Below are 18,850 nucleotides of genomic sequence, written 5' to 3' on the forward strand. Positions count from 1 at the left end.
TGTTAGATAAAACTGTATTTATGCGTTATTTAAACCACGATATTTGGTTCGGCGAAAACAATGATTATTCTTTGCCTCTCCAAAAAAAACCTCTACTTTCTATGCTCGTTCGCAGTGCTTTTATTTGAATGTTCTGATTGCTTGCCTTTTTCGCACTCGCTCAATGTCACTCTAATAGAGATGATTTTAAATGAAACAAGTACGATTAGGTCGCCTGGGGGCAAACAAGATTCACGCATGGGGCAATTCTTCCCAGGTTTCTCGAAAGGACACATCCAGTGGCCCTGCGGACATTTATAACGATTACTGCGTGCATCTCCACGACTAATCCTTCCGGCTCCAAGGTTGTGTAGTGAGATATAAGTACGACCCCCTTGTTTCTTAAGCAGCCCATAATTCACATTCTTTCATCAGCAATCACTTCTTTCGTGGGCAAGTGAAATTGTTCTACTTGCTACATAATGCGATCAAACATGATCGTGCCTTCCTGCTTTGACCCGGTGGTGGCGTGGCGATCGGTTATGATTCTACTATCTTCATGGTTAAGTCGACAGAGCCATCGATAGGCTAAATTGAGGTAAACCTCTTCGCACAGTTTTCTATCGAATTTAACACCATAAAGATAGTCAATAATTTGCATGTGAAAGAAGAGTACCGGATCGATAGAAGCACGACTATTACCGGAACAGTAATGTGATGATATCAGACCGTAAACAAACTCTAGGTCTAATACTTTATCGAATTTACGGAATTGATGATTCTCTGGCGCAAAATCGTTAAGGTTAGCCGTATGAAAAAGTTCTGGGTGAAACTAGGGGCGTCCTTGCATTATGATATCCTCCTGAGGAGCTTATAAATATTATCGTTAGTCAATGGCTTGATCGCAAGTTATGAAGGGGCTTTTTTAACAATCCGCCTAATGAGATGGACACGCTCTTTGAATTAAGTTCGCCATAAAAAGCGTTAATTCGAATTCTGGAAGGAGTATGCTCATGAGCCACTCTAATACGGTAGGTGTCGATTTAGCAAAACCAAATTTGGTGGTACTCAATTTAAACATTTTCTTGCGACAATCTCGGCGAGTCAATTTGTCTTCGAGTCCTGCGCAACCTCTCATTATTGGATGAGGCAAACGAAGCGTTTCGGGCATCAGGCTCAGCTTACTCATCCAGGCTATATCAAAACCTACCCTAAAGCTAACGAGAATGATTTCAATGATGCTGAGGTTATTTATGAAGCCGACAGTCGTCCCACTATGCACTACGTATCGACAAAGACGCGTGCAGCTGCGAACCGTGTTGGTTAATCAAATCAGGGGGCAGTTATTAGAATATGGCATCCCTATTTGTTTGGGGGCAGCCAAGTCAGTTGTCGGCTGATTTAGTATTATCGAAGATACAGAGAACGAACTGACTGTTGAACTATTACACGAGTGCTGGGTGGAGCTAGCTGCATTAAATGAGCACATCAAGCAGTCGGATAAGAAAATTAACTAGTTAGCCAATAATCACCCTGTTTGTCGGTAGCTAATTGCAACTCCCCCCGGCTCCACCAGATAAAGCTAAGTTATTGAAATTGAATAACTAGTTGATATTAAAGGCTTTCCATCTCCTAACTGGTACACACACGTGGTACACTTAGGAGATGGAAGACTTGTCCAGATACACCAATCTTCAACGACGGAACGGAAGACTCTACTTCAGAATCAGAGTCCCTAAAGATCTTGTTGAAGCACTAGCCAAGAAAGAAATTAAAAAGAGTCTAGGTACTAGTGACCTTAGAGAAGCAAAACTACGCCTGCCCATTGAGCAACTAAAAGCGGAAGAACTGTTTGCCAAAACCCTCCGAGTCAAGCTCAAAAAGCAAACCAAGCCCACCCCCCTCTCTCGAACTGAAATAGAACGCTGCATATTACTTTGGCACCGGAATGAAGTAACAAGACACGCCAACGAAGATGACTCCTCACGGATTGGCGTACACCAAGACGAGCGAAGCAAAATCTTCGACGTTTTGCGGGAGGACTTATCATCTCTCGATGGAGAAAATGAAGCGCAATACGCCAGCTCCGTACAGTCCACCGCCAAACAAGTATTTGAACAAACCGGTATTGCGTTGAACACGGATACCGATGAAAGTCGTTATGCTTATTCTTTAGTTCATCAAGCCCTAATTGAGCAAACCTACCTTAGTCTAGAAAGGTTTGGCGACAGCTACGATAGAGTGCCATTTTCACTATTCTCATCAACACCCGTCAGAGAACAAGCACCTTCTGAATCAAAGGCTGAGAGCCTTAACCTAATCACCTTAATTGATAAATTCATAGCAGCCAAACAGAGAGATGGCATTACGGATAAATCACTTGCCGGTTACAGGCTAACCTTTGACTTTTCAAAGGAACTTTTTAGTCCCTACAAAGATATTAACTCCATAAAACCTGAAGACTGCCGAACATTTAGAGACACCCTTTCTTCCCTGCCTTCCAACGCAAAAAAGCGCTATCCCAACACACACTCATGGAAGCTATTAAAGCGCACTCAGGGGCCTCTACAGGCCTCCTGAGCCCTACATCTGTCAACACTCACTTAAAAACTTATCAGCTATTTTTAACTTTGCGGTTAGGGAAGGCTACATGGAAAAAACCCTTCCTCCCATACCCCTCGCGTCAAACAAAGACGCAAAAAGAGCGATGGCCGCCACCCCTTTTCTGACAAGAACCTTGAACAATTATTTAATGCTCCAATCTACACCGGCTGTGTAGACGACAAGAACCGATATATGAAACCGGTTGCAAAAAACCTCGCAGGGGCAGATTCTGGATTCCTCTAATCGCACTCTGCGACCGGTATGAGGCTAAATGAAATATGCCAGCTACTCATAACTGACATTGAAAATATTGATGGCATAGATGTTATTCACGTACAAATTGACGATGACGAACTCAAATCATTAAAAACTGATTTTAGTGAGCGCCTCATCCCTATTCATAATTAATTACCATTGGGTTCCTTGAGTACGTAAAAGAGATAAAAAAGAAAGGACACCCAATACTCTTTCCAGAGTTAACCCAAAGCTCAGCAGGCAGCTATTCAGATAATTTATCGAAATGGTTCACACGTTTTTTAAAAACCACAAAAATTAAAGAGCAAGGGGTATGTTTCCATAGCTTTAGACATAACTTCCGTGACGCAATGCGAGAGGCTGATATCAACAGAGAGGTGGCAGCAAAACTAGGCGGCTGGAAAATATCGGATGCAGTAATGGAAGATTACGGAAAAGGATCTAAACTTGGAAAGTTCCACAGTTCAATAAATAAAATCAATTACGATATAACCCTTACCCATCTATACATCAATCATGTAACTAAATAACGTAGAAAACTATACGGGCACTAACGGGATTCTGCGGGGGCGGAATAATAATACATACCCTAGATACTATAGGGAGTATAAACATCCCCCAAAGCCCATAAACACTAGGCTTACAGACATTCGCCTAGTAACACCCCTAATAGCACCCCCCCTTTCTACTACCCTATAGACTCACCCTCGCACTCTCCTATCACGAGAGACAAAAGACATTTTTATTTTTTTAATTTATTACTTAAATATAGGTTGAACAATCATGTCTAACTCAAAAGCAGTAAAAGAAAATATAGAAACTCTTTCAGCTACCCAAGCTACCTCTAAGAAGCTCACATGACTGAAGCCCTATAAGCAAAATCCACGTGACAATCAACAGGCGATTTCTTAAGCGCTATTAGTGACAGCATGAAAGAAGAGGAAACGTCTTACTTTTAACTGTAGAAGTTCAAACTCGAACTGACATTTCGAAGCAATAAAGACAAAACAAATCTGGTATCTACTTAGCCCGAAAGGCTGATATATTGGTCATAACGGAAGTTACAAAATTGCTTTCAACATAGTCGGTAATGACCCGAAGCCGACCTTAACGGCCTTTCACAAATGATCTGTTTATATGGTCGCCGATCATTAAACTCAATGCTTGAATTGAAAATCGACGATAACTTCCAATTTTACTTGCCTGATAAACGCTATCCCTTAGGGGCATATAAAATTCATTAATTGGTTGTTATTCTTCAAGTTAAACAAACAAGGAGTTGGATATGGATATTATTGCAATTGAAGAAGCAACTGCTCAAGAATCAGAACTTATTGCAGGTTTAGTTTATGATTTATTAATCGAGTTATTTGAAGATGAGGCTGACCTATTTCCCTTAGATAAAATGAAAAAAGCTGCCAATAAATTAATTCATCAAGACTCTATGGCTTGGTCTTTTATCGCTAAAATTGACGGGGAAATAGCCGGCATTATTAATTTAAATCAATGCTCCGCTATATATGCAGGAGGCAATTTTGGCGAGATTACAGAAATGTATGTAAAGCCTCAGTTTCGCTCTAAAGCAGTAGGTGAAAAATTAATATTACATGCAAAAGATTTTTCAAAAGAGATGGGGTGGGATGTAATAGAAGTAGGAGCACCTGATATTCCGAGATACCAAAGAACAGTCGATTTCTATTTATCTAATGGCTTTAGCAATACTGGCCCTAGGCTTACGGCATATGTTTGAGCCCAGAAAACTATGTAAGAGGGGTGGAGTAAGTATTATTTCGCCCCCTCTTCAGACTTAGGTATCCGATTAATTCTAATTCTTTCCACACCAATTGTTGGCGATAAACAATAACTTGTTACATTAACAATTAAATCGTAAATGACCAAAAGTAAAGCTGGCCTCTAAGATATGCAGGCACGATCATTAAGCTATCAAGAGAAAGTATATACCTCAGAGGGCAATTCAGAAACGGAGAGCGTTTAAAGGTTTACGCTAAAACAAGCCAGCGAGTCAGAGCCGAAGTTGAACATCGCTTCACTGAAAATCCATCACTTTCAGAAAATCGTCGATACACCGCAGATAGCCTAGATAATCTATTTCAATTATTCAGTAGCTCATCCCATGCTTCAACACAGCTATCCAATGAATTTTGGACTGTCATTCGACGGCACTCTTCTCTATCAGAAATAGGAGGCGGTAACGCTCTCTACTTTGTGAAGGTTCTTATTCTGTCGTAGGAGACATCGACTTAGCAGGAGAACTACTGTCACTCCTTGCAATCCACGGGGGAATAGCCACAGGTAAACTATCACAACAACACAGAGATGCACTAAATGATTTAGAAACATCAGGCCTTGTAGAACCCCCCCCCAGACCGATTAACCGCTACACAGTGCACCCGAGATTCCAATCTATTCAGGAAACACTAACGCCTAGAGGTTGAAATAAGATATTTAAATGAGCGAACTAAAAACAACAGGAAGAGAAAAGCCATGGACTTCCGAAGATAAACTATTTAGAGATGTAACCCTCACCCATAAACAGTGGTTAGCACACTCGCTAGAACACCTATATACGGCAGAGTTACTATTACCTCATGTAAAGGATAGGTTTTCAATTACGAAGTCAATGATGATGGGGGAAGTGAGCAGAGATATAAACCTCCCCCCATCAGTAACGTCGCCTTACTTTTTTCACTGCGCCATAGCAATTGAAAATGCCTTCAAATCGGTAATTTGTGTGAAACACAAAGACAACATACACACTAAAATGACACAGAAGCCCAAAATACCAAAAGTTCTTCTAGGGCATGATTTATACGAACTATCAACAAGAGCCGGTTACACCTCAGATGAGGAAAGCGAGTATAACTTACAGTTTCTAACAGAATTCGGCATATGGAGTGGGAAATACCCTCTTCCTATGTCAAACGACCATTATGGACGGACAAAACAGTTTTCAGATGGCAAACACTATTTTGTCAGTGGTTTCGCGACAGATACAGTTCCTGATTACTTTAAATTTGGAATCGAGATTTACAAATGGTCTGAAACCGAGGTGAAATCTATTTCCACTGCTTATTCGGAAGCTGAATCAGCTAAATAAAAAATCTGAATACAGTAAGAACTTAAATAACATGAATAAATCAATTGAAGAATTTTGGCAAGACTTTAACAAATTAATGCTCAATAAAAAATCAACATTATTCAGGGGAGTTTCACGCCAAGCATATGAATTAATACCATCTATTGGGCGCGGAACAAAGGAAGGCACTAGAAATGATATATCGTCCATTGAAGACAACATTTTGAGTGAATTTAAGCGGCTTTCAACTCCAACAATTGTAGAGCCTCCCTCAACTGACTTTGAGTGGCTGTTTTTAGCACAGCACTATGGACTTCCAACCCGCCTACTCGACTGGAGCACTAACCCTCTAGCAGCCCTTTATTTTGCAATTGAAGGTGACGATGAAAATGACGCATACCTTTATCATACTAACACTGGATTCACTGATGACTTTGAAATCTTTGACTACAAAACTGCCAATTACACTGAAGAGCATAAAGAAAAGCCAGTAGCTATTTTCGCAATACAAAGCCATCAAGGCAATGTAGTCTTTGTCCGCCCTAAATACTCTGACAAACGCTAACTGAACCAAAAATCGGTTTTTTCATGCCCTAAAGATCCCTTTTCTCCCCTATCTATTGAGGGAATTCATAAAATTGAGATAAAAAAAGAGTGGAAGTATGAACTTCGTGAAAGGCTAAGAACACTAGGAGTATCAGCATCATTTATATATCCAGGCTTGTGTGGAATAGCGTCAGAAATAAAAATGTTTGAATATGAACCAATAAGATCTGGAAGGCTGCAAATTATTACTTCTAAAGTTGAAATAAAACTATAGAGACATAATCGTAGGAATTGACCTTAAGAATAATTCATGCCTTTACGAGTTCACAGCAGACCGTACGAGCGCGGTGGAAGGAATGAACTATACACAAGTATCTCACCCCAAACAAAAACACACGCCACAAGGGAGTATAGGGCACTAGGGAAGACTTAGATGTGATACCAAGGATTTTTTTCGGCTGTAACGGTGGTTTAACGTGTCTTTTACACGCCATATATTAAAAAAGCAGTTATTGTGAACAGGATAAACCAACGAAACGCCGAGACTGTAACTAAATCTGTGTAACTGTCTATCATTAAACCCAAAAAAGGGTAAGGATAGACGCACTATGAATCACGACGAATTAAAAGCGATAGCTCAAGCTGCGGCTAAAAACATTAAGACGGAAGCTGATCTTAATGACTTTAGGCAGATGCTCACAAAAATAACGGTTGAAACCGCGCTTAACGCTGAACTAGAAGATCATTTAGGTTACTCAAGACACGAGCCATCTGAGGCTACTAACAGCCGCAATGGCTTTACAAGTAAAACCTTACAAACCGAAGATGGTCAATTTGAAGTCGACACTCCACGTGACAGAGCGGGCAGCTTTGAGCCTCAGCTCGTTAAAAAACACCAACGTCGCTTCACCTCAATGGATGACAAAATTCTATTTCTCTACGCCCAGGGAATGAGTACGCGCGAAATTGTCACCACTTTTAAAGAAATGTACGGCGCTGACATTTCACCAACACTCATCTCTAAAGTGACCAATGCGGTTATCGAGCAAGTGGTAGAGTGGCAAGCACGGCCGCTGGATGCCATCTACCCCATCGTCTATCTCGGCTGTATCGTACTCAAAATCAGGCAGGACAAGCAGGTCATCAACAAAGCGATCTACCTAGCGCTAGGTGTAAATCTAGAGGGCCACAAAGAGCTGCTGGGGCTTTGGATCTCTGAAAACGAAGGCGCTAAGTTCTGGCTTAACGTGCTCACTGAACTGCAAAGCCGTGGTGTAAAAGATATATTAATCGCCTGTGTTGATGGCTTAAAAGGCTTTCCTGACGCGATTAATACAGTCTACCCTGAGACACAAATGCAACTCTGTATTGTGCACATGGTGCGTAACTCAATGAAGTTTGTGCCCTGGAAGGACTACAAGGCCATAGCGGCTGATTTAAAACACATATATAAGTCAGTGACCGAAGACGAAGCCTTGCTTGCATTAGAGCAGTTTGCAGGGCGCTGGGATGACAAATACCCACAGATCAGTAAATCATGGCACGCACACTGGAATAACCTCAATACACTGTTTAATTACCCTGAGGATATTCGTAAAGCCATTTACACCACCAACGCTATCGAATCGCTCAACAGTGTCATTCGAAAAGCTGTTAAAAAGCGTAAGCTGTTTCCCAGTGATGACTCGGCTAAAAAAGTGGTTTACTTGGCGATACAAGAAGCATCAAAAAAATGGACGATGCCGATAAGAAACTGGAAGCCGGCCTTGAACCGATTTATCATTGAGTTCGAAGACCGCTTAACTGACTATATTTAACACTGGCAGTTACACAGAAATATTTACAGGGTCGAAACGCCAAAACTACTGGATGCTTCATTACCCGCTGGATATTACTACTTTCATATTCCCTAAACAGAAACATCGTAATCACATAGTGAAACACCATTAGCATCAACCCTGCTTGAACTGGAGTAAGTATTCCCATGAGCATTTCACTTACACCAATGTTACTCAAAAGACTAATGGCAACCACGACAAGTACCGCAGACCAATATACCTTTCTAGGTAGGCGTATATATGTTGAGATCACTTTAGATACCTGTTTCATACTCTGTGCAGTTAACACCTTTAGCAACGGAAAATTACGTAGCCGAAGGCGCAGTAAGTTTTCCGATTGCCTAAACTTATTATATACAAGGCTAGAAAGATGTTGGTTTTGATTCACTGACATTGACTACGGCATCATATGACGTAACTCCGGCATGTTTGGCTGCATTGTCAACATCGCTTTTTGTAGCCTGAGTTGCCCCAGATTCTGTGCCGCCATCCTTAAATTTTGCATACCATGTTGTTGTTACTTTTGGAATTTTAGTCCATTTCTCATTTTTTAAATATTCATAGAATTTATTTCTTTCCTCACTGGATGTATTTTTATCTAAGTCTAGGGATAACATTGCGTACATGGTGATTTAGTTCTTTGTGATTAAATCGAAGGTATATAACGCTTATTGAACGGACAAGTCGGTTTAATCTGAAAACTTAGGACAAGTCGGTATATGTACCGGTTTTGGGGTTTATGCGGAAGAGTCGGTATAACATTCCATGGAAACCTTTTTATCATGCTTCTAATATATTGTTTTTCTTATGAAAAAGCTAACCTATCTCAATGCCACAGGATTATGAGGCAATGTCTCAACTATTCCTGTATGGCCAAGTAATGTCACGGCATCGAGAAGGAGTATCGTAAAAAACTATTCAGGGTTGATTAAATCGGCGGCTACTACAACTAATTGCTTGTATCGCCGATACTCCATTCATGGGCCTGCTGGTGATTCTTGCAACTCTTAAAAACATATTGCCGATGGTCGCAACCGCTGCCATGTCTTTCAGCAATAATATCGACAGCTCCATCAATTCTTTAACCTACAAGCTTCAGCTTGCAACAGCTATGTTTTTTCAGCCTAATACCCTAGCGTGACCAATAAAACTTATTGACGTAGACCCGTGCTCCCTTCAATTTTACTATTCACACAGAAAAATGAGGGTATTGCTATTTAATTTAATAGCAATACCCTATTAAGGTTGCGAGATATTTCCCTAACAGCATTAATAACCCATTTCTTCTAACGCCTCATCCATATCGCCAATCACAACGGATGGGTCGCTGTGGTATGCCACCCGCGTCCATTGAATCAAGTGCTTGGGACCAACATTGTCATCAACAGAGCTGCGACCAAAGAAACCAGTACCAATCACTGATCCTCGAGAGAGATTGGTGGTAACACCAGCCGACCCGGCTGCACCAGGAGTGTTCACCGCAATCCGACATACCGGTAAAGCAGCACCATAGCTCGCCACAACACTGGGGTCATTAGCATGAATAACCGCCGAATGGCCCTTGCCCATCATCGCCAACATAGCATGAACGGTTTCAATCGCCTGCTGTGGACCATCGACTGTGATGTAACCCAGCACAGGAAACATCTTCTCTTTACTTAGCGGTTCAAGCGGCCCAATGCTGGAGATTTCGACCACCAGTGACTTGGTGCCAGCCGGCACAGAAAAACCCGCTTGCTCAGCTATCCATTCGGCACTCTTACCCACCGCCGCTCTATTGGATTCTGCTTCAGCGAACAAAAACTCACGAAGGGCTTTTTCTTCGTCGCCGGCGACAAAATATGCATTAGATTGAGTCATCATCTCTTTAAGGGTATTACTGATCTCGTGGTCGGCAACCACCACCGACTCACAAGTACACGGCAAGCTGTTGTCAAAACTATTACTAAAAACAATATTGGCGCCAGCGGTAGCCACGTCGGCTGACTTATGCACATAACAGCCGACGTTAGCCGGACCTACCCCCAGCGCCGGGTTGCCGGAGCTGTAGGAGGCTCGCACCATGGCCGGGCCACCGGTGGCGAGAATTAGACTGGTGCGATCTGACTGCAGTAACTGATTTACCAGTGGAATACTCGGCTCTCTGAGTACCTGAATAGTGCCTTTAGGGGCACCGGCTTTCTCAGCTATCTCCGCCACCAAGTCGGCGGCATCTACACAGCAGTTCTTGGCTGACGGATGAGGGCAGAGAATCATCGCATTACGCGTCATTAAGCTCATCATGGCTTTATAGTAAATTGTAGCTACCGGATTGGTGCAGGGCACCAGAGCTACTACTACCCCAGCGGGCTTAGGAAAGCTGATGATTTTATTTTCGTGATCGACTACCGGGTTGACGTAGTCTTCTACCTTAAACTCATCCAGCATGCCAATAGAGTTGCGCATATTCTTCTTATGTTTATCACCAGCATCACCGAATCCCGTTTCGCGTACTGACCACTCTGCGTAAAACTTGGCCTTTTTCTCTGCCGCTTCAGCAACCTGCCTGACGATACTCTCAACCTGCTCTTTAGTGAAAAGACTGAATTCATCAGCCGCACGATGAGCAGTATCAAGTAAATGACCTGCATCTTGATTTATTACCTTATCACTTACACTCATTACAATATCCTCTTACATTTCTCAACAGCACTGAAAACACTAACAGCGATCACAATTAACTCTGAAACCTACGAGTCGTTCTTCGCTTTGCAAAAATCTGTTTTGTACGCCAGTGATTACTTTAATTATCACTGCAGTCGCGCTAACAGCTTAAATAAAAATCCACGCTCTAAGAACGTGGATTTGGCTTCTCCCTTAAGACCAGCCCTCATAGAAGGATAGTCTTCGTCATCGTAATTCGATTACAATAACCAATTAAAATTTAAGTTCAGTTTCTTCCAAGTTTTCCCTGATTCTTCACATATTGGCGAATCATCTCCGTATCAACACAATACCCCTTCGCCTAATAGTGCTTTTCCTTTAAATAGGGAAACAGCCTAAATACCTGTAAAGCAGTCTTTCCTTTCAATTAGTCCACAGCCTTACAGGCCAATATGAACATTGATTATAACCACCCTTTTATTAAGCAATATCTAGAATATCAGATTGAAGGCATCCTGAGCTTTGCCAGACGCTTAAAAAGCTTTGCTGAAATACAATGCCCTGCAGAAACAAATGAACTTTTTAATAGTCAAATCAGGACGGTTGAGACTATTAACAATGTCTTCGCGCTGCTGCGTTAAATCTGCCGTACCATTGCCCGCAATTATCAAACCAATAGAAACACAACAATACAATGCAGTTGATACACGCTTACTCAGTTGTGGTTGATTATACTAAACTCGATTCAGGCAAATTATAAACTGTTTACCTAAGTCGAGATTTTCATACTGACAAGAAACGACGTATATAGCTTTTTACCTAATTTCGCCCATAATTGAATAGCTTTGAGCTGTTTATAACTGGATGTTAGGTGTTGAATTAGAGGCAATTTATCTCATCACCAACAAAAACCCTTATCAATATATTGAGTAAAATAAATATGCCATATTATGGTAAATCAGCGATACTGCTTTTGTTGGGCGGCTGCACCAGCGCCAGTATGGCAGAAGATTTCGACTTATTTACCCTTAGTCTTCAGGATCTTTTAAATATGGAGGTCTCTGTCGCTTCCAAATCAGAGCACTTTACGCTCGACGCTCCTTCTTCGGTAACTGTATTTTTACGCAAAGAAATCCAGTCCATGGGCATAAACTCATTGGAAGAGCTGATGAACTTTGTGCCCGGCTTCCAGTCTTCCCGTGATATCGTTTTGGGTAGTGGGCATATGATAGCCGGACGCGGTAGCAGCACACCACCAACTTCCTACAACCTTCTGATTATGATTGACGGACAGCGATTGTCCGACGACTTAAGTGGAGGGGCGGGAGATCTCAATCACAACATACCATTGTTCAATGCGCAAAAAGTGGAGGTAATTCGCGGCCCCGGCTCAGCCCTCTATGGCACAGGAGCATTTTCCGGCGTCGTTAACATTATCACCATCAAGGAGACCAGCAATGGCTATTTAGGCCTGGGGAATTTAGGCGGCTTTGAGTCTTATTTTAATACTACCTATAAAGACGAAAACCGGTCTTTGAGCCTTTCCGCCCGTCGATACACCGATGACGGTGAACACTACGGGGCCGAGGTGGTACAAGCAGTCAACCCCAACGTTTCATCTACTCATGATCCACGAGACGAAACTGATTTCTATCTGGCTTATAGCCATGGCGATAACCTGCAAATTAATGCGCGTCATATGCGCCGGCAGCTGGATGATTTCTTTATCCGCTTCGCAGTTCACGATGGCCTTAATAGGCGTGCAACGCAACAAGACTCTATCCGCACGACCTACCAGGTGGTCAATAATGATAGCTGGGGGCTGAGTTTCCATGGCGCATACACAGAGTCAAGCATTGACGTTCAATTTGAGGCCACAGCCGGCACACCGTCACCACTTGCAGGAACTACTCAGCTAGAATCGGAGTGGGAAATAGGGCTAGATAGCGCCTTTAATTTTAGCCCGAACAGTAAGTGGTTTGCCGGCGCTAATTTACGCAAGCCGGACATCGAAAAAGCACGCATTCTGAGCGATGCCTCTGGGGAGATGCGAGCAACAAGTTCCTTCGTCAAGGAAGGGAGCCGTGATGTACTCGGTATCTACCTGCAGAACGAATACCGGTTTAGTGACCAGCTCCAACTAACTCTTGGGTTACGTCGCGATGATTACTCGGATTTTGGCGTCACCACAAACCCTCGCGCAGCACTGATATATAGCAGCAATTTTGGGTCTACCTTCAAAGTACTTTATGGCGAGGCGTTTCGAGCGCCTTCTATCCGTCAATCTTCATCAACCATCGTCGGAAACCCCGATCTCGACCCCGAGACAATAAAAACTCAAGAGCTGATCTGGTTTCACAAATTTGACTGGGGGCAGTTCGGAGCGACCTACTTTAATAGTACCCATGAGAATAAGATAACAACCGTTCCTCGAGTCTCACTAGGTCTTCCCACTTTTGATACGCCAAATATATTTACCAATTTGCCTACAGAGGTTAATACCGAAGGCTGGGAACTGGAGTTGTTAACAATGTTGGGAAGCGAAGGGACACTGCGAGCTACCTACACGCTACTGAATGAGGTTGAGCCTAGTCCCAATCGTGTACCAAAAAACACCTTTTCATTGATTTCCAGTACCCAGTTTAAGCGCTGGGGCTTTAACCTTAACGCCTATTATCACGATGAGATGGAAATGAGCACCGGAGTATCAACCGTTGTCACTCTGGATGATTATTGGGTGGTCAATTCTGCACTACGCTATAGCTTCAGTAAGAAGGCGGCAATCATTGGCAGGATAAAAAACCTGCTAGATAAAGACTACTTTAGCAGCTCAGCTGTGGGAACCTCCTATCCGCTGGGCATACCTAACCGGGGGCGCACCTATACGCTCGGGGTGGAACTGAATTTCTAGACCAGTAAGATTTACCTCCCTATACAATTCTAGGGACAGAATTACTGCTGAGGTATTTATTCTAAGGGTTCTCTGAAAAACAACCGAAAATTGACATCATAGCCCAAGCATTCATAACCGGCACAATAACATGAGCCAACTGACCTTTTCCTAAATTGATTTTGAGATATAAACTCGTAAAACATGAAGTGAAAAGTTTTAAATCGTATAAAGGAGCGCATTTAGACACTAGGCCCTTTACCCGCCTCATAACTAGCGACAATCAAAAATAATATCACCGACGCAGATAACAACCACTCAAGCCGACTATCGTTTAGTGAACAATAACACTCATATATTTCATTTGGTAATACCCCATAAATATGCTTTAATATTTCAAAACCTTATATTGTTTAAAAAAACATATAGAATAGCTAACCTCAGCCCCACCCCTCATTTGTCATACTTTTGACAGTTTCACTTTCAATGTATAAACACATAAATATATCCATACAGCATACATTTTACTCAGATGATTAAGGAATTGTAAGTGGAAAACTTTTCCCCAGCCTTCCCCAATTTATACAGCGAAGACATCATTGAGTTTTACAACACACCTTATACTGAACTAATTTCAGTATTATCTAACCATTCTCGCTTTCGAATTAAGCACGAAACAGAAGACGAGATAGGCTTTGATCAGTTTTACACAATACGCAACGGCATCATTATGCGCACTGTTGATCTAAAAATGCGTCGCGACAATACGGTAAAAATACAATCAATGGGCGGATATATTAGTTATTTTTTTAATATCAACGGCAACCACTTAACTTTAAAAAATCAAGAAAAATACCCTCACAGCAAAGGTACTTGTGGAATAAAGTATTACAAACACAATGAAACAATAGAAAGCTACTGCAAAGCCGACGTCAGATTTGTGACAGTTGAAATACTAATATCTAAATCATTTTTATTTTTAGATTTTTTTGGAGAAAAAACAAATGAAATACCGCTATCACTCCGTCCTATATATGAAGAAAATCGTAACTTTCTTTACCACACGTTAGCGATGGACACCGAAATTAATCAGGCCATACAAATTCTAGCTGCCGCAGATCAAACAGGTCTTATTATAGAAAGATTTATTGAAGCAAAATCTATTGAATTGATCTGTTTAATGACTCGATTACTTCGTAGGCAAGAACGAGCAACCCCTTATAAACCATTAAACACAAAAGAAGTAGAGCTACTGGATCGAGCAAGAGAGCTACTTGTTGCCGACCTATCATCACCACCATCGGCCGAAGAGCTGGTTAAAGAAATAGGAATGAGTAGAAGCGCCCTAATCGGTCGCTTCAAGCAGCATTTTGGGCTTTCGCCTAGAAACCTGCTTATGCAGGTGCGTATGGAAAAGGCAAAAACTCTACTGCTCCAGCACGAAACAAATATCAATCAAATTTCATGGCAACTGGGCTATGAACATTCATGTAATTTTGTAACCGCCTTTAAACGCTATTACGGTTTAACGCCTAAAGCCTATCGTAAATTAGAAGAACATAGCTGATCTATCTTTTTATCTTGTTAAATTTTTTAGCAACGCTTCAGCAGAAGAAATCGCATCAGCCTGATGCGGCTGTAATTCTTGGCCGCCTAAAGCTGCCATAGATTCATAGAAGGGATCCACCACATTAGTTTTCAACCCTGATAATTCCTCCATCACTGCCAGGCCAAAAAAAGGAACGGTCGCAGCGTTATAGCCACCTTCATGGCACATAACTATCCGCCCATCACAAACCTCATCAGCAACCTTCATGATTTTTCTGGTTAAATTACGATAGCCCTCACTATGCATTTGCATGCGCCCTAGCGGGTCATGGGCACCAGCATCAAAGCCAGAGGGAACAAAAATTAAATCTGGCTTATAGGTCTGTAAAGCTGGAATAACAACTCTATCAAAGGCAGCTTCATAGGCCCCAACACCACTGCCGGCAGGTAAAGGAATATTTATATTGTAGCCTTCACCCTCTCCTGCGCCCACCTCTGTGGTAAATCCTGAGTCAGAAGGAAAACATTGATCCTGATGAATAGAGATGGTTAAAGCTCTTGGGTCTTCCCAAAATCCAGCTTGGGTACCATTTCCATGGTGAACATCCCAATCAACAACCGCAATGCGCTTCAAGCCACGAGCCTCCAGTGCATGTAAACCCGCTAGTACAGCATTGGCAAACATACAAAACCCCATGGCGGAATCCGCCAGCGCATGATGACCCGGTGGCCGAACTAGCGCATAGGCATTTTTCACGTCACCGTTTAGAACAGCATCTACAGCACTAATCACTCCCCCCGTTGACAGCATAGCTATTTCATAACTCCCTCTACCTATTGGGGAAAAATAGCCACCATCACCACCATCTCCTTCACTCAATTTTTTTACTCTAGCCAAGTGCTTAGGGGTGTGATAGCGCAACAGTTGAGATTCCGTAACAGGCCGAGCAATAATCTTTTCAAGCTGTGGCAATAAGCCACTAACTTCAAGTAAATTATGAAAACGGCGCTTTGTTTCGGGATTCTCTATATGTATACCAGGCTGCACTGGATTACCATAAGGCATAACATCTGCGTTATTCCCCGTGTTATGCCACATATATATTTCATGATATACAAATCCAGTCTTCAATTTTTCACCTCTAGATAAGCTCATCTGAAACTTCACATTATGTTTTATCAATATAGATAAAATTAATACCTTCTCACAAACAAATCACCGTAATAGAAGCACATATAGCTATCTGGTTATTAGAAATATCACCCTAATCTACAGCAGCTTTTAAAATCATAGAACATGACAGTTTACCCATATAATTGTAAATACAATGCTTTAGAATATTGCGCTGTTTTTTCGCGACATCATACGAAAACTTTTTTAGTTAGAGAAGTATGTTTAGAGCGACTTGTAGTTGAGTCATTTAAATTATGTAGAATATTCGTTGTAGTAACTCATTACTTTTCATTTCAATGCCGGTTTTCGTTTGAGCTCACAGGCCACACCATGTCTTCGTCACCTCTTAGCACTGAACAATTATTAGCCATCGACAAGGCGCATATATGGCACCCCTACGCGTCAATGACAGCGGCGGCGGCACCTAGCTACCCGGTTGTATCCGCACAAGGTGTTCGATTAAAGCTAGCCGATGGCAGAGAGCTGATTGACGGCATGTCATCGTGGTGGGCCGCTATTCACGGCTACAACCACCCGGCTCTTAACCAAGCTGTCAAGGCACAACTTGATGATATGTCACATGTGATGTTTGGCGGTATTATCCACCCACCTGCAGCCAAACTAGCAAAACTGCTGGTCGATATTACCCCCCCCACTCTCGATAAGGTTTTCATCAGTGATTCAGGTTCAGTGGCTGTTGAAGTCGCGATTAAAATGGCCTTACAGTATTGGTATTCAACAGGGCATAAGAGCAAGCAAAAGCTATTAACTGTTCGCAATGGCTACCATGGCGACACTTTTGGAGCTATGGCCGTTTGCGACCCGGTTAACGGCATGCACCATATTTTTAAGGATGTCCTCCCGAAGCATTATTTTGTAGAGCAACCCCAATGCCGCTTTGACGACGCCTTTGAAGAACAACATATCGCCGAGATGAAAGCTCGCATAGAGCAGCACCACCAACAACTAGCGGCAGTCATCATTGAGCCGATTGTTCAAGGCACTGGGGGAATGCACTTTTATTCTCCGGGTTATTTAAAACGCTTGCGTGAACTGTGTGATGAGTATGAAATACTATTGATACTTGATGAAATTGCCACCGGCTTTGGCCGTACAGGTAAGCTTTTTGCCTGCGAACACGCAGGAATAGAACCTGACATTATGTGCCTAGGCAAAGCCATTACAGGCGGTTATCTCAGTCTTGCCGCTACACTTTGCACCGCAAGAATAAGTACTGGTATTAGTGAAGGCGAAGCGGGCTGCTTTATGCATGGCCCCACGTTTATGGGTAACCCGTTGGCCACGGCCGTAGCATGTGCAAGTATCGAACTACTGATTTCACAGCCATGGCAAAGCATTATCAATAACATCGAGCGGCAGTTGATAAAAGGCCTGTCCCCTGCTTTTCTATTATCTCAAGTAGCGAGTGTTCGAGTGCTGGGCAGTATTGGTGTAATTGAGATGAAACATGTCGTTGATATGGCCAGTATTCAGAAGCAATTTGTTGATGCCGGTATTTGGGTTCGGCCGTTTGGAAAACTCATCTACATAATGCCACCATATATTATGAATGATGAAGACTTAGCAACGCTATGTGAAAACATCCTTAAGGTCATCAACCAGCAGTAAATTTTCCGATAATTCCATGCATGGATATTTTACGCGCTTAAAGTCATCCTAAAGAAATAGTTTGTGCCTGTGGTGGCCAAGGCCTTCTGATCAGCCTTTAAGAGCTAACCCCGCTCAATTTTTATGCTGATTCGTGCAAGCCTAAGCCAGTATTTCAGCTGAGTGGCTCCTTCTCCCTAACCAATTGAAAAGTTTTAGCCTCGTGATTTAGAAAGAGCTGGAGGGGGGGGAGATACTTGTTTGGTAGCAAGTTGAACACAAAGAAATTTTAATTACCGTGTACGTGAGCGATATGCCGGAGGAGTGAACGGTATCGTATCGTGAAGAGCCTCCCTATCCCGATTATGAACTACTCAATAAACAAATATGGAAACAAAAATGAATTCCAATATTACCAAAAACTGCGAAAGCCCAGCCCCCTTGCGATGAGGGATGGAAAACCAAGGCTACGAAGCAGTCTAATGCGGTCGGTCTTATTGCTTGACATATTATTGCGGCACCTCTAAATAGACTCCACCGAGGGGTTCTGGGGACATCCCCGCCTAATGTAACACTTATCGCTACAGCCCACGCTTCATAAGGTCTCCAGAGGTGCCTTAATTTTCAAAATCGCTGCAATATCCCAATTATAGTAGTATTCCGGCTTT

The 18,850-nt window shown here is 42.4% G+C and carries 12 protein-coding genes; 8 read left to right on the forward strand and 4 right to left on the reverse strand.

Going from position 1 to position 18,850, the window contains the following annotated elements:
• Positions 1–454: 454 nt before the first annotated feature.
• Positions 455–706, reverse strand: coding sequence for a transposase (locus tag NO559_RS17060; protein WP_375542747.1), 252 nt, complete (start codon positions 704–706; stop codon positions 455–457).
• A gap of 947 nt (positions 707–1,653) precedes the next feature.
• Here NO559_RS17060 and NO559_RS16410 point away from each other — a divergent pair.
• The 5 genes from NO559_RS16410 to NO559_RS16430 all read left to right on the forward strand — a co-directional run bounded on the left by NO559_RS16410 (position 1,654) and on the right by NO559_RS16430 (position 8,298).
• Entirely contained in the window at positions 1,654–2,559 is a 906-nt protein-coding gene (locus NO559_RS16410) for a DUF6538 domain-containing protein (protein ID WP_258332961.1), read from the forward strand.
• 1,564 nt (positions 2,560–4,123) lie between these two features.
• Positions 4,124–4,588: a GNAT family N-acetyltransferase gene (locus tag NO559_RS16415; RefSeq protein WP_258332962.1), complete on the forward strand. Its 465-nt coding sequence runs from the start codon at positions 4,124–4,126 to the stop codon at positions 4,586–4,588.
• Positions 4,589–5,308: 720 nt separating this feature from the next.
• On the forward strand, positions 5,309–5,956 hold the full coding sequence (locus NO559_RS16420) for a hypothetical protein (RefSeq protein WP_258332963.1): 648 nt from the start codon (positions 5,309–5,311) through the stop codon (positions 5,954–5,956).
• 31 nt (positions 5,957–5,987) lie between these two features.
• On the forward strand, positions 5,988–6,500 hold the full coding sequence (locus NO559_RS16425) for an FRG domain-containing protein (RefSeq protein ID WP_258332964.1): 513 nt from the start codon (positions 5,988–5,990) through the stop codon (positions 6,498–6,500).
• Positions 6,501–7,089: 589 nt separating this feature from the next.
• Entirely contained in the window at positions 7,090–8,298 is a 1,209-nt protein-coding gene (locus tag NO559_RS16430; protein WP_258332965.1) for an IS256 family transposase, read from the forward strand.
• A 383-nt stretch (positions 8,299–8,681) separates the two neighbouring features.
• On the opposite strand, the gene NO559_RS16435 is transcribed toward NO559_RS16430, so the two are convergent.
• Positions 8,682–8,945 carry a hypothetical protein gene (locus tag NO559_RS16435; protein WP_258332966.1) on the reverse strand — a complete coding sequence of 88 codons (264 nt, stop codon included), beginning with the start codon at positions 8,943–8,945 and terminating at the stop codon, positions 8,682–8,684.
• Positions 8,946–9,588: 643 nt separating this feature from the next.
• Positions 9,589–10,980: an aldehyde dehydrogenase family protein gene (locus tag NO559_RS16440; RefSeq protein WP_258332967.1), complete on the reverse strand. Its 1,392-nt coding sequence runs from the start codon at positions 10,978–10,980 to the stop codon at positions 9,589–9,591.
• 982 nt (positions 10,981–11,962) lie between these two features.
• On the opposite strand from NO559_RS16440, the gene NO559_RS16445 reads away from it, so the two are divergent.
• Complete coding sequence (locus tag NO559_RS16445) at positions 11,963–13,873, forward strand: TonB-dependent siderophore receptor (protein WP_258332968.1); 1,911 nt, start codon at positions 11,963–11,965, stop codon at positions 13,871–13,873.
• Between the two features lie 529 nt (positions 13,874–14,402).
• On the forward strand, positions 14,403–15,419 hold the full coding sequence (locus NO559_RS16450; RefSeq protein ID WP_258332969.1) for an AraC family transcriptional regulator: 1,017 nt from the start codon (positions 14,403–14,405) through the stop codon (positions 15,417–15,419).
• Positions 15,420–15,428: 9 nt separating this feature from the next.
• Here the strand turns inward: NO559_RS16450 and NO559_RS16455 are convergent, their stop codons facing one another.
• Complete coding sequence (locus NO559_RS16455; protein WP_258332970.1) at positions 15,429–16,556, reverse strand: class II histone deacetylase; 1,128 nt, start codon at positions 16,554–16,556, stop codon at positions 15,429–15,431.
• A 348-nt stretch (positions 16,557–16,904) separates the two neighbouring features.
• Between NO559_RS16455 and bioA the strand changes: the two genes are divergently transcribed.
• Positions 16,905–18,203 (forward strand): adenosylmethionine--8-amino-7-oxononanoate transaminase, encoded by a 1,299-nt coding sequence (gene bioA, locus NO559_RS16460; protein ID WP_258332971.1) that lies wholly within the window; start codon positions 16,905–16,907, stop codon positions 18,201–18,203.
• Positions 18,204–18,850 lie beyond the last annotated feature (647 nt).

It is taken from the genome of Dasania sp. GY-MA-18, from assembly GCF_024734385.1.
Lineage (GTDB): Bacteria > Pseudomonadota > Gammaproteobacteria > Pseudomonadales > Dasaniaceae > Dasania > Dasania phycosphaerae.